The sequence below is a fragment of the Novipirellula galeiformis genome (genome assembly GCF_007860095.1).
GTDB classification, from domain to species: domain Bacteria; phylum Planctomycetota; class Planctomycetia; order Pirellulales; family Pirellulaceae; genus Novipirellula; species Novipirellula galeiformis.
In genome coordinates this window covers 99,945-118,970 of record NZ_SJPT01000010.1, presented here as the reverse complement: position 1 = coordinate 118,970, position 19,026 = coordinate 99,945, and the positions used below count along the sequence as shown (strand labels likewise).

General features: G+C 55.8%; 11 protein-coding genes. 5 read left to right on the top strand and 6 right to left on the bottom strand.

Annotated elements, in window-relative coordinates; translation table 11 throughout:
• The first annotated feature begins 503 nt into the window (after nt 1-503).
• Together Pla52o_RS22610 and Pla52o_RS22605 are read left to right on the top strand one after the other, a co-directional pair.
• A complete protein-coding gene (locus Pla52o_RS22610; RefSeq protein ID WP_146596907.1) occupies nt 504-1,916 on the top strand; it encodes an arylsulfatase in 1,413 nt (470 codons plus the stop codon).
• Between the two features lie 868 nt (nt 1,917-2,784).
• On the top strand, nt 2,785-3,699 hold the full coding sequence (locus tag Pla52o_RS22605) for a DUF4838 domain-containing protein (protein ID WP_146596906.1): 915 nt from the start codon (nt 2,785-2,787) through the stop codon (nt 3,697-3,699).
• Between the two features lie 877 nt (nt 3,700-4,576).
• On the opposite strand, the gene Pla52o_RS22600 is transcribed toward Pla52o_RS22605, so the two are convergent.
• From Pla52o_RS22600 to Pla52o_RS22585, 4 genes are all read right to left on the bottom strand, one after another.
• A complete protein-coding gene (locus tag Pla52o_RS22600) occupies nt 4,577-5,272 on the bottom strand; it encodes a hypothetical protein (RefSeq protein WP_146596905.1) in 696 nt (231 codons plus the stop codon).
• Between the two features lie 575 nt (nt 5,273-5,847).
• Nucleotides 5,848-6,249: a TadE/TadG family type IV pilus assembly protein gene (locus Pla52o_RS22595; protein WP_197169441.1), complete on the bottom strand. Its 402-nt coding sequence runs from the start codon at nt 6,247-6,249 to the stop codon at nt 5,848-5,850.
• 26 nt (nt 6,250-6,275) lie between these two features.
• On the bottom strand, nt 6,276-7,427 hold the full coding sequence (locus tag Pla52o_RS22590; RefSeq protein ID WP_146596903.1) for a VWA domain-containing protein: 1,152 nt from the start codon (nt 7,425-7,427) through the stop codon (nt 6,276-6,278).
• Nucleotides 7,428-7,441: 14 nt separating this feature from the next.
• Entirely contained in the window at nt 7,442-7,810 is a 369-nt protein-coding gene (locus Pla52o_RS22585) for a TadE/TadG family type IV pilus assembly protein (RefSeq protein ID WP_261343358.1), read from the bottom strand.
• A 1,184-nt stretch (nt 7,811-8,994) separates the two neighbouring features.
• Here Pla52o_RS22585 and Pla52o_RS22580 point away from each other — a divergent pair.
• The 3 genes from Pla52o_RS22580 to Pla52o_RS22570 all read left to right on the top strand — a co-directional run bounded on the left by Pla52o_RS22580 (nt 8,995) and on the right by Pla52o_RS22570 (nt 13,828).
• Nucleotides 8,995-10,383, top strand: a complete 1,389-nt coding sequence (locus Pla52o_RS22580; protein ID WP_146596901.1) for an MFS transporter — start codon at nt 8,995-8,997, stop codon at nt 10,381-10,383.
• 525 nt (nt 10,384-10,908) lie between these two features.
• A complete protein-coding gene (locus tag Pla52o_RS22575) occupies nt 10,909-11,442 on the top strand; it encodes a shikimate kinase (protein ID WP_197169439.1) in 534 nt (177 codons plus the stop codon).
• A gap of 196 nt (nt 11,443-11,638) precedes the next feature.
• Nucleotides 11,639-13,828 carry a transglutaminase-like domain-containing protein gene (locus tag Pla52o_RS22570; protein ID WP_146596899.1) on the top strand — a complete coding sequence of 730 codons (2,190 nt, stop codon included), beginning with the start codon at nt 11,639-11,641 and terminating at the stop codon, nt 13,826-13,828.
• A gap of 125 nt (nt 13,829-13,953) precedes the next feature.
• Here the strand turns inward: Pla52o_RS22570 and Pla52o_RS22565 are convergent, their stop codons facing one another.
• Together Pla52o_RS22565 and Pla52o_RS22560 are read right to left on the bottom strand one after the other, a co-directional pair.
• On the bottom strand, nt 13,954-14,868 hold the full coding sequence (locus Pla52o_RS22565; RefSeq protein WP_197169438.1) for a hypothetical protein: 915 nt from the start codon (nt 14,866-14,868) through the stop codon (nt 13,954-13,956).
• Entirely contained in the window at nt 14,868-18,719 is a 3,852-nt protein-coding gene (locus Pla52o_RS22560; protein ID WP_146596898.1) for a secretin N-terminal domain-containing protein, read from the bottom strand. The genes Pla52o_RS22565 and Pla52o_RS22560 overlap by 1 nt, the downstream gene beginning before the upstream one ends.
• Between the last annotated feature and the right edge of the window lie 307 nt (nt 18,720-19,026).

Sequence of the window (19,026 nt, the reverse complement as noted above, 5' to 3'; positions counted from 1 at the left end):
TCATGTCTGCCCGCGATCGTGACCGGACCGGCTTTGGTGCGGGGGTCCGGTTTGCCCCATTAGTATATCTTCGCCGTTCGGGTGTGGTGGCGATCAATTAGGGGGGGAATACGAACTCCCGCCGAGTTGTTTCGATATTGCGTGATGGTCGTTTGTTCAAGGAAATCACAATCCAACGCGTTAGCGGGGACCGAGTTAAGTTCGATTTTTCCTACGCTGATGCGTTTTGAGCCATTTGAAAAATGTCGTGAGATTCAAGCCATCGCTAGGGTCGCCAGAACGTCGTGCACCGACTTGCGACGGTCGCGGCATCAGATTTCGAAATGTTCTAGCGTGCCGATCCCTGGTCGATCTGCTGGGGATGGCTTTGCTGGGGCCGCCCCTCCAGCGAAGGCCTCTCTTCCTCGAGTTAGCGGGTCGACGCGATTTGCTTAGGTTTTGTGTATATTGGAACAACCTCAATCTCGTTTTTCGACCAATTCTCTCACCATCTAACGTGCTCAATGTCGTTTTTGCGTTTCAGTGTGCTGGTTGCCACTGCTGTATGTTTGTCAACGGCGCTGGCGACGGCGAAGTCGCCGAACATGATTTTCATCATGGCCGATGATCTCGGTTACGGTGATTTGGGGTGCTACGGTCAAACTCAGATCAAGACGCCTCGGTTGGACCAAATGGCGGCCGAGGGCCTTCGCTTCACTCAGTTCTATGCGGGCAATACGGTTTGTGCTCCCAGCCGGAGTGTGTTGATGACGGGGCAACACATGGGACATACGCATGTGCGCGGAAACGCGAGGCCCGGAAATCGGTCGATTCAGTCGCTTCGCGATGAGGACGTTACCGTTGCCGAGGTGCTCAAAGGTGTCGACTATACCACCGGATTGATCGGAAAATGGGGGCTCGGGGAAGCGGAGCACGAAGGCTATGTGTTGAAGCAGGGGTTCGATCGCTTCTTTGGCTATTTAGATCAAACTCACGCGCACAACTATTACCCCGAGTTCGTCTGGAACAACGATGAAAAGCTTGCTCTGGAGAATGTTGTCAAACGGGTCGAAGGCAAGGACCCCCAACGCGGTTTTGTCGGAGGCGCGGCGACCAAGCGAATCGACTACTCGCACGATTTGTTTGTCGACGAAGCGATGAAGTTCATCGATGCTCAGAAAGAGAAGCCCTTCTTTTTGTTTTTATCGTTGACGATCCCGCACGCCAACAACGAAGGTTTTCGCTTGACCGGAAATGGCGCGGAGGTGCCTGATTTTGGCATCTACAAAGATCACGCATGGTCCGACCAAGACAAGGGGCAAGCGGCCATGATCACGCGGATGGACGGTGACGTGGGCCGAATCCTCGATCAACTTCGCGAGTTAAAGATTGCCGAGAACACGCTCGTCTTTTTCACCAGCGACAACGGGCCGCACAACGAGGCCGGTCACAACCTCGATACGTTCCATCCCTCGGGACCGCTGCGAGGGATCAAGCGGGCGTTGTACGAAGGCGGAATCCGAGTGCCCGCGATTGCGTGGTGGCCTGAGACGATTGCCGCAGGGGGAACGTCCGACCACATCGCTTATTTTGGCGATTGGATGGCGACGGCAGCCGAGATGGCCAGTGCGGAATTGCCACCCAATGTCGATAGCATCAGCTTTTTACCCACGCTCACCGGCAACACCGCCGAGCAGAAGCAACACGAGTATTTGTACTGGGAGTTCTACGAGCAAGGTGGTCGCCAAGCGGTTCGCTTTGGAGAGTGGAAAGCGATTCGCCAACCGATGAAAACGGGGCCGGTCGAATTGTACGACTTGAGTCGCGATTTAGGCGAACAAGACAACATCGCGAGTGAGCACCCGGAGGTGGTGGAGCAAGCGAAGAAGTACATGGACGAAGCGCACACGCCGCATCCCAATTGGTCGCCTCGTTAAACTGCAGAGCAGTCCTGGCCCGCATCCCACCTGATTTTCCAGTAGTCCACAGAGGCACCGAGTTGCAACAACGCACGAGTGCTTTGTCTGAACTGAAAATCGGGGGTTGACCGTAGCGGAAGTCGTCAAGACTTTCGTCGTATTTGCCGCACGATCCAAAACGCTCACGCTTGTTCAGCTACCCCTGGAGCTGAACTTAGATGAAGTCCTAGGGGGGAGAAGTTGGTGGGAAGATTAACCCGGACGCGACATAACAACGGTTCGGTCATGGCGTTGTGATGTCGATGCTCATCGCCGAGTTCGGTTCTTAGCGCTCGCAGAGGTGCGCGGTCGGATTGAACAGGAGAGCACAGAGGAAACGGAGGCACTGGCCGATTCCCCTCTGTTCTCTCGGTTTCCTCCTGTTCATTCATTTCTTCTTGGGCAATCCTTTGAACAAAACCCAGGTTCCTGGAGCCGCTCCCGCGATTGTGCTCGCTGTAGCACGGTCAACGGTTCGGTGGTGGCATCGTGATGTCGATGCTCCTTGCCGCGTTCGGTTCTTAGCGCTCGCAGAGGTGCGCGGTCGGATTGAACAGGAGCGAGCAGAGGAAACGGAGACGCTGGCCGATTCCCCTCTGTTCTCTCGGTTTCCTCCTGTTCATTCATTTCTTCTTGGGCAATCCGTTTAGTTCCGACAACGAACCAAAAAAACGACGCATTCGTCATCCAAGCTCTTTCGCATCGATTTCCGGTGAATACCTTCGTGAAAATGAGTCATTTAACATGATCACCGATTGCACGAAGTTATTTCTGAACCGTGCGCTAGCGAAGTAAGTGCGTTTGCCAAGTAGAAGCAGACAAAAAGCGATAGTAAATTATAAAAACCATGATTCAAAAACAACGCTTTAGCTTACCTGCCATTGCTCGATTCGTATTCGCGCCCATCCTGGCATTGGCAACTCTATCAATTGGTTCAGCGCAACCCGTAGCGTTCACATTCAACGCCGAGAGCAACGTTTCGATTATCCTCCCACAAAACGCGACGCTGCCCGAACAGACGGCTGCTCGCGAACTGAGCGATTATCTGACGAAAATTACCGGCGGTGACTTCGCGGTTCAAAACGAACCGGCCACAGCGACGTCGACGGCGATTTATGTTGGCGACACCGCGTTTGCTAAAAGCGTAGGTGTGGTTGGGAGTACTGTGGCGTCCGAAGCATGGCGTATGAAAACGCAAGACGACAATTTGATTTTAGTCGGCGGTGGAACGCGTGGAACACTGTACGCCACGTATCGTTTTTTGGAAGATGTGGCTGGCGTGCGTTGGTGGAGTCCGTGGGCCGAAACCGTGCCGAAGCGGGGCTCACTCTCGGTGCGGGCGATGGATGTGAGTGGCAAACCGGCTTTCGCCTACCGCGATATCTACGCGACTTACGGCAATGACAATGGCCGCTTTGCGATTCGCAATCGATTGAATCGTGATGGCGATTGGCCCATCGGCGCAGAGTATGGCGGCGGCCGTGACTACGGTCCTCCATATCATGTTCACACATTTTTCAAAATCCTCTCGCCCGCCAAGTATTACGCCCAGCATCCCGATTGGTTTGTCGTCCGTGGACCGGGCGCTCCGACGGTTAACACCGCTGAATTGGCGATGTCGAATCCGGAGATGCGGCAAGAGTTTTTGAAGCTGTTACGGGAGATTATTCGCAAATCGCACCAGGACGCCAAAGACAAAGGCTTGCCGCTGCCGGATGTTTTCAGCGTTTCGCAGGAAGACAACGACGTTAGTGAAGTTTGAAGGCCCGATGTTCCCGCACGGAACTGGCGATGAGAAGAACTCGATTTCTTTGGAACGCGTGGTGCTGGTTAAGAAGTCGTCCTCACTCTCGACAACGCATCGATGATTGAGGGTGCAATTCTCGCTGGCTCGAGAAAGAACCCATCGGTCAGTCTGCTGATTGGCTGTTGAGGCAAACTAGCGTGGGCGGCCACGCATTTCTCAATGCGTGGATTGCAGATAGCGCTTTCGTGCGTGCGAACCGAATCAGTACAGATCGCCGAAGGGCTGGTTTCGAGCGTCCTATCTTCCTACCTCCGTGTTCCGACCAAAATAGGTTCTCACCTGTGATCGATCAGCAAGAGGCTTAGCGTTCTAACGGAGGTGTATCGCCCGATTTCACCTGAGGTTGTGGTTGGACTAAGTCCATTCGTGTCGTTCCTCTCGCATTGGTCTCGATCGCTGCGGTCGCTACCACGGCTAGAGGGCGTCGTTCATTCGCGTGATTTGCGGGCAAACTTGGACGTGCGGTTTTGGGTCGCGAATCAGGCGAATCTCCAGGAAGCTCAATATGCGTTAACGTCGCCCGATAACAATGCAACCGGCGGTTCGGAGACAATTCGGTGGTCCATTGGGGAGTGATACATTGGACCGTGATTCATTGGATTCGGATCAAATATTGTGATACCGCAAAGGTGAACTCCGGGGCAAACCGTGAACACAAAGCGTATCCTAACACCCGAGAAACAGCGTTCTACTCGCCGAAAGGACCGTTTGCGGCGTTTGTCAGAATGGATGTTCCGTTCCCCGTTCCCCGTGATGTCTGACGTGCTGGCTGCCTGATGAGCGTTATCGCAGACGCTGGGCGAAACACGTGCGGTGTGACGCTGGTGCTCGTTTACTTCACGCCGAAGAACAACCAGTCCGTTTGCTCATCATTGACCAGGGCGTTGAAGGTTCTGATCGGCTCAACGTGAACGGTGTCGAACGTCTCCCGTAATGCATCGGAAAAAGTGCTGCTTTCCGCATAGGACCACACCGCCAGCACTCCGCCATCGGCCAGATGTAACTTTGCGGTGGCAAGCCCCTTGGCTGTATAGAATTCATGCTCGACTTCGCCCAGCTGGTCACCCGGTGAATGATCGACGTCGATGACGATCAGATCGAACGTTTCCTCAGGCTCGCTAAGCAGTCGCTGATAAACATCACCTGGCGTGAGTCGCAGATGTTCGGCGGCATTCAATTCGGTTGATAAGGGAATCAGACCGTCGCGAAGCCACTCGAGGACCTGTGGCAAATATTCAACCACCTCGACGGACGCAACACCATCACGTTGCAACAGCTCCCAGGCAGTGTAGCCCAGACCGAAGCCGCCCACCAACGCTTTGAGTTGCCGACCGCCATGGATCTCAACCGCTCGATTTGAAATCGCTCGCTCTGAGTCGGTGTTGTAACTACTCATCAAGAATTCGTGGTTCAAAGTCACCTCGGTGACCACCGTTCCCGGTTCAGCCTGCAGTTCACGTCGACGCAGGCATAGTGGCCCCAGCGACGTTTCTTCGTACGCCAAAATCTCCAACTTGAGTGGGCTCATGGATCGATTTCCAGGCTTGTGGATAGAGGTTGCCGAGTGATTCATCAATGCCGTCAACGCACTTCGATGACGGGCAGAAGTCGCGTCTAACCTAACGCGTCTGTGGCGTGAGTCGCAAGCTAGAGCCCCCTGCAGAATGCGTCATCACTTCGTTTGTTAATAAAACCAACGTTCCGGAAGTCGCTTCCGCAATTGTGCTCGCTGTAGCACCGTCAACGGTTCGGTCGTGGCATCGAAATGACGATGCTCAGCGCCGCGTTCGGTTCTTACCGTTCGCAAAGGTGCGTGGCGGAATTGAACAGGAGCGAACAGAGGAAACGGAGGTGTTGGCCGATTCCCCTCGGTTCTCTCGGTTTCCTCGTGTTCATTCATTTCTTCCTGGGCAATCCATTGTGCTCGGTGTTCAGGGGAACGCCGAATCGAATTGAAGTGCCCAATCCCCAGCCTCGCTGAACCGCGGTTCCTGGTCGGCGTGACTGGAGACGCAGTGTCGGGACAGGGCGATTTGTAGGACAGCAAGATTGATGCGGAAGTGGCAACCGAGAGCGGCCGCGGGGCCGCTGCGATTGTCTTAACTAGAAGGTCGCTTCACGCGGCAGCGTGACGCTGGTGACGATGTTCCTTCCCAGGAAGTACTGGGGCGCGATGAACGAGTTCTCCGACGTGATCGGTACTGTTACGGTGACCGTGACCGCTTTGGTGTTGGCTTGAATGGTGCTAGGAGTAACAACCGCGGACCCACCGCTGATGTCAACGAAGTTCAAAAGTTGAGTTGCGGCCTGTGCACATTCGGATGACGTGGCCCCTGGCACAATTCCCTTTCGAGCCCCTTCGTATGCCGCGTTGATCGCGGTATTACGAATCATGTTCACCCGAGAGAACTCGATTCCAGCGAAGGTGAACAGTAGCAGAATGGGGAACGCGATGGCGAACTCTACCGTTACGGCTGCGCGACGTGGTTTTCTCGATCGGGTCATTGGTGTGGCTTGGGGTATCGAGAATATCATTGGGTCAGGATCGAGATCGAACCTGCGATTTTGCTAAACGCATCATTGAGGGTCGCGGCGTCAGGCGCGTGGAAATGGTACCCACCGCCTGCGATGGCAGCATCTTGCATATCGGAGATCACCGAAGCGGGACAGGAACCGAATGTAATGGTATGTACTTTGATGCGGTCGCCCGCAGCCAATGCTGCCACATCCGCCGGATGGACGTTGTTGGTATAGGCTCCATCGGTCAGCACGACCATGATCTTTTCTGCGGTAGCGCGAGCGCCGGCTCCATTAAGTTCGGTTCGAGCGAGCGACATGCCTTCGCTTGTTTCCGTGTTGCCGCCCCACACGGTGGTACTCAAAACTTCCATCGCAGATGTGATGCTGCTAAAGTCGGAAGTCAGGGGTTGATCGAGTGTGACGTTCTGGTTTGTCACATCACAGGCGGTATAGTTGCTGGAATAGGTCACGACCGCGACTTGTTCTTCCGCAAGGGTATCGTTCATCTTCGCTAAGAATATTTTGATGGCGTTATCCAGTGCGATCCATCGACTATCCGCCCACGGAATATCGCAGGAGCGAGGATCGCCGCCGCCCATGCCCGTAGCGGTATTCGAAGCGGCCAGTTTCATCGAACTCGATCGATCCAGGACCAAACAAATATCGGCGTTGATGAAACCTGCGGTTGCGTCGGCGACCGTTTGAAAGCCCTCGCCATTAAGCAGACCGGAGAAAAAGAGATCAACTTCGCCATCGGGGGCATCCGAGGTGCGGCGACCGTTGACTTGAACCGCGTTCATAGGCGAACCCTGCGCAGTGAACGTCCATTTGCCAGTGGTGGATCGAATGGTATTACCAAAGACAAAGTCCGTGTCTTGAAGTGTCAGCCCGTTCCCGGCGACCTTGTTAGCGCTGGCGATTTGCTTTCCTTTGGCGATCGCCTTTGCGGTATCGCCGGTTTCCGCCAGTTCAGAGGACGCGGCCTTGGCGGCCAAGTCTGTTGCCGCGCGCAGTTCGGCACGCGATAATTGCATGTAGGCAAGGTCAACGGAGAACCCGAGCAACAACATCAACACAGGAAGCATGATGACAAAGGCCACCGCGGTTGCCCCTCGGCGACAACGATTTGCCCATGTTCGGGATTGGATGCTTGAATGTTTCATTGCGATTCCATGGTTTATTGCTTGATGGCCGTCAATTGACTCGACAAGGAGTGAGTAAATCCGAACAATTGAGGCCCGGCGATATTTCCGTTGGTAGCCGCTTGGATGGTCACGGTGACCGTATCGCCGCGGGCCAGCGTACTGTAGGCAGCACCTCCAGCGCCTGCGACGGAAACTTCGGATGGCGTGACGCCACGAGATGCGAGCGTGGCATTGACTCGGTCGACGACATCCGACTCCGTTGCATCGGGTTTCAGGGCGACCAGTGCCCCTTCGTAGGCTGATTCGCAGATGACTTGCTTCATCGCGATCATGTTACAGGCTTCAATCGAGGCAAATACAACGAGGAACAGAACTGGCATACAAACCGCCAATTCCACCATTGCCGTCCCGCGTCTGCTTCGTTCTCTGCTTCTACGCACAGGTCGATGTCCCGAGATTGAAAAATTGTTGATCGAGAATGCGATCGCTCGCAAACTGAAAAACGGAAACCCCATCAAGACGAGTGCCCCGGTTAATCACTGAGCAATGAGGGTATACGAATATGTACTACAGATCGCAGTGTCCGGTCATGATGACAAGTCAAATGTGATGGGCAATTGACGCCAGTCCGCGAGGCTGTAACGGTCGCAGCGATTGGATGGTCCAGAACAGTCCCCCAGAGGAATGCTTTCCATGGTGTGAGTATTTGCAACGTGGCTGATATGCGTGAAAAACGCTTGCTGTGTCAGTACGCCACAGGAGGACCATGACGTTTTTAGCAAACGGGATGTTTCATGAGCAAAGACAAAATCGAGCGATGGAACGAAACTCCGTTCACGCCCACCAAGCTTTTGCATGAACGAACAAACATCGCCCAGGCGTCGCGGGGTGCGTCGACAAAATAAAAGTTCCGACCGAGCAAAGGATTCAGGAACCGCTCCCGCGATTGTGCTCGCTGTAGCACCGTCGATGGTTCGGTCGAGGAATCGTAGTGTCGATGCTTATCGCTGCTTGCGCGCTTAACACTCGCTGAAGGAGCGTGGTGGGCTTGAACAGGAGAGCACGGAGGAAACGGAGGTGTTGGCCGATTCCCCTCTGTTCTCTCGGTTTCCTTCTGTTCATTCATTTCAACTTGGGCAATCTGCGGGGGGGCGGCTTCGCTGGGGGGCAGTCCTTAGAATAAATCAAAGGATCCTGAACAAATCAAAGGTTTCTGGAACCGCTCCCACGCCTGTGCTCGCTGAAGCACCGTCGATGGTTCGGTCGAGGAATCGTAGTGTGGATGCTTATCGCTGCTTGCGCGCTTAACACTCGCTGAAGGAGCGTGGTGGTCTTGAACAGGAGGGAACGGAGGTGTTAGCCGATTCCCCTCTGTTCTCTCGGCTTCCTCCTGTTCATTCATTTCCTCTTGGGCGATCGCGGGGGGCGACTGCTTCCCGGTACGTTGAACGCGAAATGAAACCTGCCCAACCTTGTTGAAATCACAGCGAACCCATACACCTATGTTCTGTCTAAAGTGTGCATGCGTCTTCGCGGGACGTTTCTTTGCTCGAGATTCCCTTTTTTCCATCGAAGCGAGTGGTCCATGGTTGAGGCTGATGCGCGTGGCAACCCTAGCTACAACGAACGGTGGATTCTGTTCGTATTGGCGACGGTTCAGTTCATCACCATCGTCGATTTTATGATTGTGATGCCGCTTGGTCCTCAGTTAATGCGAGTGTTGCATATCGATCCCGCGGCCTTTGGGCTGATCGTTTCCTCCTACACACTTGCGGCCGGAGCGGCTGGGCTTGTTGCCTCGGCGACGGTGGATCGTTTCAGCCGAAAATCTGCATTTCTCGTGCTGTATGCTGGATTCATTCTAGGCACCCTGTTGTGTGGATTCGCACCCAACTATGGAACTCTGGTTTTTGCTCGGGTGCTCACGGGGGCCTTTGGCGGCATTCTGGGAGGCCTTTCGATGGCGATCATCGGAGACGTTTTTCCCGATCATCGTCGCGGGCGTGCTACCGGCGCCCTGATGACGGGCTTTGCGATCGCTTCGGTCGTCGGCGTCCCATTTGGGTTGGTGATAGGCAACCACTTTGGTTGGAACATGACGTTCATTGCGTTGGGGTTACTCGGGACGCCGATTTTCTTCATGGCGGCGTATGCGCTGCCCACCTTGGATGCTCACTTTGGCGAGGCTCACGTTTCCCCGTTGGAATCGCTTCGCAGGACGTTCACGGTAGGCAATCATCTAAACGCGTTTGCGCTGATCATTGCCTTGACCTGTAGCGGTTTCCTGATATTCCCTTACGTCAGTGCTTATTATGTCGGAAATATCGGAATGTCCGAATCGCAATTGCCTTGGGTGTACATTGTTGGAGGGGGGCTGACGTTTGTCGCCTCTCCCCTGGTTGGCCGCTGGGCCGATAGAGCAGGCAAGCTATTCGTGTTTCGCGTGATCGCTCCTCTCTCGGCCGGACTAATGTTTGCGATCACCCATCTCGGTTCAGGTGAAATCATTCTTGCCGTCGCAGTCTTCGGAGCGTTGATGGTTTGCAATGTCGGTCGAATGATTCCCGCAATGGCGATGATCACCGCCAGCGTTGCGCCGCGAAATCGTGGAGCGTTTCTTAGTGCGAACTCATCCGTCCAGCATCTCTTTGGCGGAATCGGTGCGTATGTTGGAGGATTGATGGTGTCTCAAGCCGGCGAAGGGGCGCCGTTGGAAGGTTTTGGAACCGTGGGTTGGCTTGCCGCCGGCATCGGGTTGATCAGTGTGTGGCTGGCGGGACGGTTGCGCAGCGGCGAGCAAGGGGATGCGATTTCGGCGACCGAGCTCTCGCTACCGGCGGCGGCAGAAGCTGCCTTTGACGCTAGCGAGCCGTTGATCGCATTGGTCGACGGTGCCTCCGACTTGAACACAGCCCGGCTGAGGCCCAGCGATCCTGAACTTCGCCGCAACCGCGACACTCAGTACCTGCAGTAACTGCGTCAGGACCGTAATCATCATGGCCCAAGATCGCGAATTCCCTTCTGCGGTTTTATTGAGACGCGAGGGGCTTCCGAAACGCGAGGGGCATTCGGCCCGATCGAAGTTGACTTGGTTATGTCCTGCGGCAACTGGATCCGTCCCGTCACCGATGACAGGGCGGCTGGATCGCTCGGGCATCAAGAAGGTTGGTTTCAGAGGAGTGGCCTAGCTGACCCCGTAGTGGTGATGGACAATTCCGCTATGGACGTCGATCGTCAATTATGGACGTCGATGGTCAATCGAGTGGCTCGAGCAACGCTGGGGTTGGGGCGGGAAACGCGCGGCCTGATTTCGAATTGCTCACTTGGGCACAGCCGAGTAGGATGTTGAGCCCGACGGAGGTTGCCAATGACGCGTCGCAGGACGGCTGAGAAATTCCGCCCTTGCGTCGTTGAATGCCGAGCGATCCACGATCGTGGTCACTTGGCAAGACCTCCTTCGATTTTCTGATACCTCTATCGCTCTCAAGTCGACGACCTGTTGTTGAATCATCTCTATCTCACTGGATATCGTGGAACGGGAAAAACTTCCGTTGGAACCTTGGTGGCTGCTGCGATGGGGCGAGAGATGATTGATCTCGACGCGCGTGTGCAAGCCCACGCCGGACGTTCGATTCGCGAAATTTTTCAGGATTCCGGTGAAACCGGGTTTCGAGACCTCGAGTCAGAGATGCTTCGCGTCGTTGCCGCCGAGTCGCCTGCGGTGGTTTCGCTCGGCGGAGGCGCAATACTGAGAGCGGAGAACCGAGCGATTCTGCGCGCGAGCGGGAATTGTATTTGGTTGGTCGCGACGGCGGAGACCTTGGCAAACCGGATCGCCGCGGATGTGGCAACGACGGCAAACCGTCCGGCGTTGACATCGCTGGGAGTCTTGGACGAAATCCGTCAAATGCTTGAGACTCGCCAGCCGCTGTACGCCGACGCGGCGGATCTGAGCATTGACACCTCCGCCAAGTCGATTAAACAAGTCAGCGACGAGATTGTGCGAGTCTGTCGCGACCGTAGCTGGTGCTGATTTCTGGGGCGTTGTCGCGTTGAATCCAACGCATTTGATGTCATTCGTCAACGATGGCCCGGCTTTTCGGGGCATTTTGATGAGGCGAACGGACCACGGGCTTTATGCTGCAGGGGCCGCGGCAGTGCGATAGAATGTCGGGTGGTTGCGGAATACACCTCTGTAGGCCGCCGGACTCGAGTCGCATTGGAATCCCATGTTGTTGCGTCATCAATGGTTTCTAGTGGTTTTGTATTTAGCGCTCGGCGCGTTCGTTGGCAATACGTTCCAAACCTGGGCGGTGCTGTTCTGTATCACGTTGGCTGCCGCCGCTGCGTTGCTGGCCCAGCGGTATCTTCAAAGCCATTCTCACAACCCAGCTGACTCGTTGGCACGTGTGGAGGCCACGCCTCGAATGGGCGTTCGGGTCGCCGGAGGGGCGTGTCTGCTGGCGATCCTGGTGATGCGTGCCGGACCTTTGGTGATATCGTCACAGTCCGATCCGTTCACTGGGGTGGCCGATGGCGTTGTGCATGCCGCGTTGGCGTGGATCGCGTTTTTGTGGGTGATTCGCCGAGCGGAGGGGCATCCATTGATGCTGGTGCTCGGGATGATGATCGTGCTGCTTTGTGTCTCCACAGGCGACACGCTTAGCAGTTCGGCGAGCCAAATGATCGTCGGCTTGTGCCTTTGTTCGGGATATGCACTTGCCTCCCAATGCATTTTGGGATGTGGACCGCTTTCGGACTCGCGATTTCGCACGCGATCTTCTTCGCTAAGTGAAGCGGCAGGGGCAAACCAAAATGCGGCTGTCGCCCCAGAAACCTCTTACCGTGCATGCAATCGCAGCGTTGTCATTTTGTCGGCGTTTGCGTTGGTCGCGATGATCATCGTGACTGGCGTGATCGGGACTGTCGCGAGGTCCGTGTTGCCGCAGATGCAGGCCGCGGTTCAATCGACACTGAAAAACAGCGTCGAAGCCTCGTACAGTATGTTCGCGGAAGTCGGAACTCGCTACGTCAGCGGGTCCACGTTAGGATCGCTATGCTCGGATAAGGGGCAGAACGCGGATGAGATCGGGTTGCGCATCTATGCGCATGATACACCCGGTTATTTGCGTGGGACGGTATTTGATTTCTACAAACAATCCCGTTGGTGTATCGAAAGCACTTACGACGGTAATTCCATTGAGGGAATGAATCCCAATCTAATTCGTTCCGTTTTTGCAGCGGGGCGAGGCTTGTCGAATTTGAAACATGGTCGCGGGAATAAATTGGACCATTTTGAATTTGTCTCCGAATCGAAGGATCCTGTGCAGACGATGGAAGTTCACAATGTTCCATTTAAGGGGACGACCATCTTCCTGCCTCTAGGCACTCGTTGGATCGAAGCCCAGAGTACCTGTGTCTACGTGTCGCATCATCAATCGGTGAGTTATGGGGTGGACGTCACTCAGCCCTACGTGGTCGCTGTTGCTGCAGAGCCGGCGAAGGAGGAACTCAATCGATACCGTCACGAATTGTTGACTCAGGTCCCTGAGGAAGTTCGAAGCGTTGCCAAGCCATTGGCGGAACACATTTGTGTTGACGATTTGGACGTGCGTGAAAAAGCGAACAAGATTGTCGACTTCTTTCGTCTCCATTTCGATTATTCATTAGATCTGACGAGGGCTAGAGAGGGAGTCGACCCCATCGTTTACTTTCTACAAACGCGGCACCCGGCACATTGTGAATACTTTGCTTCGGCCACGGTTGTGTTGCTGCGTTCGTTGGGAATTCCGGCTCGTTATGTGACCGGTTATGTGGTCGACGAGCATCTCCGGAATGGAGGATATTGGGTTGCTCGGAATCGCGACGCTCATGCATGGGCAGAAGTGTATGACGCGGAATCGCAAACGTGGTTTGCGGTCGAGTCGACTCCCGGGCATCGCTATTCGGCACTCGCGAACCGCCCAATGGAAGATCGGCAGTGCGACCTCGCCGGGGCACCTCTAGCGGCGCGAAGTACGTTCATCGCTGCGGTTGGTTCTTCGCTCGCTGCGTTCATGGTCTCGATTCAGTCCAGCGATTCGGTGTTGGCACTGTTGCGTCTCTTGCATGCCCCAATGTTTTTGCTGTTGTCGATTGTTGTTTGGCGACGCTATCGGCAGGGGACGCGACGCAGTTCGGATCCCTTGGAGCTGCGAAGCCGGAAGATGTTAAAGCGAATCGATCGTCGTTTGCAGCGAAGGGCGTTGGTCCGTTCGGGGAACGAGACGATGCATCAGTTCGCCGACCGAATAGACGCCTACAACGATTTCGAGAGGAAGGGCGATTCCGAGGGAATGCGTTTGCTTGCGGATTGGTACCGCGAATTCGCCCAGGCACGTTATCAAGGCGAGCTGCCGACGGAGATACGCAAAATATAGCGGAGATGGCGTAACGCGGCTTGTCGAGAAACCGCAAACGCCGCGATGGGCATTTGTCAAATTCCGTTTTCCGTCTACGTTTTGCGGCTACGTTTTGCGTCGATGGCTTCACATGCCCGATCCCGCTATTGCAGTGGCAAACTGACGCTGGCGGGGCGGATGTCGCTTTGCGAATCTCGTTTACTCATCTTGATCTCGGCCGACGGAGTGGACCGTCCCTCCACCAATTGTGCACTTGGGATTGGGCTTGGCGATGGTTCGATCGATTGCGAGGGCGTGTTTCGGCCGCGGCGTTGGATGGTCGTGGTGGTCAATCCCGACGTTTGCGTACTGATCGACGCCGCAGCTTTTCGGTACTCTTGGTACTGGGGCGACAGCTTGGTTTCGGCTTTCGCCAGTGCGGTTTCTGCCGATTCTTTGCCAGGCAACATTACGGTCGCCGGCACGCCTTGGACGGTGACGCCCGCCTCGGTTCGGAACGAGGCGACCAAGGAAATGCGTCGCACGTCACCGCCGACAGCATCCCAGGGCACCCAAACGCTATAGGAAGCGCCTAGGTCCGATTGGCTAAAGTGACGTGTGAATTGCTCCGGAGTGAACTCGAATCGCTTGGTTGCTTGATCGGCTGATTCCGCTTGCTCGTCAAATCCATGCACGACAAGCGTTCCGTCAACAGGGACGGCGCGTGATTTTTCATCGTAAAAAAAGATTCGACCGCCGAAGCCACGTGTCGGAGTGCGATTGGTTTGGACCAGGGTATCAGGGGTCCACGTTGCCGCCATCTTGACTGGATTTGGATACGGTTCCGGCACCGCGTCTTTCTTCTTTGCCCAAGGCATCTTTTCGGCAAGGGAGCTCTTGGGTTTCTTGATGACCTCGCCGTTGGGGCCGACCGTGGTGCAACCCATCACCGAAGCGATCATGATGATGGCGACGGATTGGGTGAACCGATTGGCAACCGTGGGGGCGATGGAAACGGTGGAGTCCAGAGCACGCCGAGGCAATCGCGACGGGCTGGATGCTGTTCGTGATTGTGTCATTATCGAATCCATGTCTTCGGGGAGATGCTCGGGATTGGGTTCACTCGGGTTGCGGTTTCGATCGGAAGCTGATCGGGTTGGCCAATCGGCGTGTCGCGAGGGTCCGCAACGGAACCTAAGCGTTGGGGGCGAGTGCCGTTGAAGCGAGCAAAATCGACTGCCTTGTCCGCGGTGGACGTTTGCAGCCAACTGACTTGGTTCGCACTGGGTTCCTCGCCGAGCTGAGAGTAGGGATTTACCACAGGGCCCGTGATCGTGGGATGATTGGAATCGGTCTTCTCGTGGAACGCACCGAACGGAGGCGATTGGAATTGAACCGGTGGCATGTCTAAGCCGTTGGGAGCCGAACGTAGCGTTAGCGGTTGACCGTCGCTCGGTGTGCCCAATGAGGGTCTAGCCGAAGCTTGTGGCGCGAACGTCTGCGGGGCGGCCTGTTGCTGTGGCTGCGGCATAGGTACCCCTGTGCTCGAAGCCGGTTGCTCGTGCGAATGCTCGGGAAACGCATTTGATTCGTAGATCATCGGAGAGTCGAGCTTCGATGCCCCGGAATCAATCATCATCGGTTCGTCCAAGATGATCGCGTCAGTGGGGATCGTGTTGGCGGGGATCGCGTGTTGTGATCCGTGGTGGAAATGGTCCACGGTGGGTTGCAAGTCGGGATAGATGGTTCCGCCCGTTGCAGGGCCCCACAATCCATAGCCTCCACTCAATCCCACGTCGCCGTGCATTTCGACCACATCGGCCAAACACCAACTCATGCGGCTCGATTCGGTTGCTTTGACGTAATCCAAGTCCTCTTCGCCGGTCACCAGCATCGGAGTCAAGATCACCAGCAACTCGGAACGACTTTCTGTTTCTTGGTCGTACTTGAAGAAGTATCCCAAGATGGGAATGTCGGCCAAGAATGGAACGCGACGACTAAAGTTACCACGGGTCTTTTGAATCAAACCACCAAAGATCACGGTTTGACCACTGTACGCCGCGACCGTCGATTGGGCAGTCGTCTTCAAAATGTCCTGGATCAAAACGGAGCCATCTCCGGTGGGAACCGGGGTGCCTCTGGAGGCGTCGCGGTCGGATCGTTCGGCATCGATGTCCATGATGATCAAGCCGTCGGCACCCACGCGAGGGCGAACTCGCATGATCAAGCCGATTTCCAGTGGTGTGGTGACCACTTGGGTCCCGGCGACACCGTTATTGATAACGTCCGTGACCTGTGCGATCGTCCGCCCGACTTGGACCAAACCTTCGGTATTGTCCATGGTCATGATTTGAGGGCGGCTGAGGATTTGAAGACGCGAACTGTCTTGTAACGTCCGCAACAACAAACTGACCGATTCGCTAGCGGCACTGAGAACAAAGCCGCCGTAGTTCAAGTTGCCATTGGCCGCACCGACGCCGAAGCTGGTCAGCCCACGTCCGGCGAGATCTTCTTTACCGAACGAGTTCACGTTCGGAGTGCTGTTGCCGTTGTAGTTAAAGCCGGGAACGGAACCTGGCGTGGCGCCTGGAATCGCACCGGATGCAACGCCGCGGTCGAACATCAGTGAGTCTTGGAGGCCGACTTCGCCTCCGATTTCAAATAAGTCGTCGAGTTTGACTTCGGCCAGCAAGACTTTGATCAAAACCATGGGGGGGCGACGGTCGAGTTTGTCGATCAAACGCCGCACGTCTTCGTAGAGACGCGGTGAAACACTCAGCAGCAGCGTGTTGCTGTCCGGCTCGGAGACGACGATCAAATCGCGATCCGGCAGGTCGAAGGGACCCAGTCCGCCCTGTTGAAACTGCTGAATCGTGTTGACGCCTTGCGTACGCTGTTGAACGTAGGTTTGGATCGCCGTGGCGATGTTATCGCTGCTTTGATGGCGAAGCCAAATCACTTCGGTGATCCGTTCGGAGAATCCCGCACCGTCGAGTCGCAACAGGATGCTTTCGACGACTTCGAGGTCTTCGGCCGAACCGCTAGCGATGATGCTGTTGGTTCGTTGGTCGGTGCTGAAGCGGAGCGGCACGAGCGAGCTATCGCTGGCGGCGGTGGCGTTTGGCAATCCGACTCGATTGCCCGCGCCCACGGTCGTTCCGCCGGTCGCGGCATCGGCACCAAAAAGCTCGGTCAAGGCAGTGGTCAATTGCACTGCATCGCCATTTTCAACGGTAAATACCTTAACGAGCGAGCCAATGCCCGGGGTTTTATCGAGCTGGCGAATCAGCTCGTTGATCAACGGCATGCTCGAGGCGGGAGCACGCACGACGAGTGAGTTTGCACCCGGATCGGCCGTAATCACGGCTCCGGCAAGAATCCCCGAGTCGAGAAGACGCTCGCCTTCGGCATCGACGGTGACCATCGATAACGTGGTCGATGGTTTGCTGATCTCGGTAGTCCCGGCGCCTTCGGCATCGCCATTGATGGCGGCTTGAATCACGGGCGCCAAATCTTCGGCGACGGCATTTTTAAGCGGGAAGATTCGAATTTCGCTTTGCGCAGAAATTTGTTGAACATCGAGGTCATTGATCAACCGCGTAACTTCATCCATGTCGCGTGGTGCGCCGCTGACGATCAGCGAGTTGGTACGATAATCGGCGAGCACGCGCACGCGCGGACCGACGCCGGGACGAAGATCTTCACCTCCGCCCGGACGATCGACAAAGAAGTTGCGGATGGTTTCTTCGGCGTCCGATGCGGAGGCGTGTTGTAGACGGAAAATCCGCAATCGGCTGGCGTCATCGACAGGCATGTCGACTTTGGCGATCAGGTCGCGCACGCCGTTGATCGCTTCGGCGCGGCCGATTAACAATAGCGAGTTGGGAGAATCGAGCGCTGTGATACTGACTTCACCTTGGCGCGCCGAAAGCACGTCGTCGTAGAGTTGCTTTAGCAGCGTTGCAACCGCATTGCTGTCGGCGTGTTGAAGGTTGACCACCTCGATCTCGGGGCGAGTCAAATCGCTCTGCTTTTCAATCTCCTTGATCACTTCCATGACTCGTTCGACGTCGCGTTTTGCACCGCGAATGATAATCGTACCGAGCTCAGGAACGAATTGAATTTGGGTGTCTCCGATCACGCCGGAGCCCCCTTTTTCGTCACTCGCGACATCGGCGGTTTTTGCGGTGTCGTCCGCTGCGTTGTTCGGTGCGGGGGCAGGTTGTTGGAACAATGCGTTTTGGAACGCGGCCTCGGCGGTGATCGGTTTGACACGCCGGGCGTCAAGTTCACCGAGCAATCGAATCGCTCGTTGGATCGGTGCCGGTTCGGCGTTTTCGAGTCGCAGCAGTTCGGTGACTTTGGATTGATCGGCCGAGCGGACGTCGAGCGTGTTGATGACCTTCTGCCAACCGGGTTGGTTTTGTTGGGCGCCGATCACCGTGACAAGATTGCGACGTCGATCCACTTCGACGGTGGTGCCTTGTAACGGGGGAGCGCTGAGCTGGAACGACGCTCGTTCACCGTTGCGAGTGGTCGTGATCGGTAGCGGTAACCCGGCGAGTCGTTTCAAGTCGTCCTCGAACTCACGCCAAGTCACGTTCCGCAACTGAACATGGACGGGACCGGTCGCGGAGGCTTGTTGCACCTCTTCGGAATTTAGCAGCGAATGCACCTGCGCGGCGATCTTGCGCTGGGCCGCTTCGGGCGCCATTACGACGAGTTGATCTTTGTGGGCGTCAGGCGAGATTTGCACACCCGGTATATCGCGATAAATCAAGCTAAGCTTGGTGGCGATCGAGCGGGTTTGTGCCGCAGGAACCGAGAGTTTACGAAGCTGGGGACCTGATGCATCTTGGGCCCTGATTGCGCTGGGGTTGGATACCAGCGTAAGGCCAAGTGTCAGTGTGCTGAGGATCCATCGCCGCATTTGCGACCACCTTTACTGTTGATCGAGAGTCGTTCGCTTGAACAGGCATACGTGCGCTCCAGCCCGTTCAATCAGAATCATCGGCTCATTCAGTAAAGTCGCTACAGTCAAAATAACCGTTAAGGGTTCACAGCCGGGGGATTTGGGGGGTGAGGGGCAAAAAAAACGCACGGGACGCGTGAAACCGTAGGTTACGGTTTCACGCGTCCCGTGCGGGGGCGTTTTGTCGTCGAAATGGTTACACAGGATTTCGGCCCGCGACCCTCCTTGGTTTGTAGGGCGGTAGAGGGGCCATGCGATCCAATCA

What these genes read in the sequence shown, in the direction of transcription:
- Pla52o_RS22570 (WP_146596899.1), top strand. Translation starts at nt 11,639, where the DNA reads ATGTTGTTGCGTCATCAATGGTTTCTAGTGGTTTTGTATTTAGCGCTC.
- Pla52o_RS22560 (WP_146596898.1), bottom strand. Translation starts at nt 18,719, where the DNA reads ATGCGGCGATGGATCCTCAGCACACTGACACTTGGCCTTACGCTGGTA.
- Pla52o_RS22605 (WP_146596906.1), top strand. Translation starts at nt 2,785, where the DNA reads ATGATTCAAAAACAACGCTTTAGCTTACCTGCCATTGCTCGATTCGTA.
- Pla52o_RS22600 (WP_146596905.1), bottom strand. Translation starts at nt 5,272, where the DNA reads ATGAGCCCACTCAAGTTGGAGATTTTGGCGTACGAAGAAACGTCGCTG.
- Pla52o_RS22595 (WP_197169441.1), bottom strand. Translation starts at nt 6,249, where the DNA reads ATGACCCGATCGAGAAAACCACGTCGCGCAGCCGTAACGGTAGAGTTC.
- Pla52o_RS22585 (WP_261343358.1), bottom strand. Translation starts at nt 7,810, where the DNA reads ATGGTGGAATTGGCGGTTTGTATGCCAGTTCTGTTCCTCGTTGTATTT.
- Pla52o_RS22565 (WP_197169438.1), bottom strand. Translation starts at nt 14,868, where the DNA reads ATGACACAATCACGAACAGCATCCAGCCCGTCGCGATTGCCTCGGCGT.
- Pla52o_RS22590 (WP_146596903.1), bottom strand. Translation starts at nt 7,427, where the DNA reads ATGAAACATTCAAGCATCCAATCCCGAACATGGGCAAATCGTTGTCGC.
- Pla52o_RS22610 (WP_146596907.1), top strand. Translation starts at nt 504, where the DNA reads ATGTCGTTTTTGCGTTTCAGTGTGCTGGTTGCCACTGCTGTATGTTTG.
- Pla52o_RS22580 (WP_146596901.1), top strand. Translation starts at nt 8,995, where the DNA reads ATGGTTGAGGCTGATGCGCGTGGCAACCCTAGCTACAACGAACGGTGG.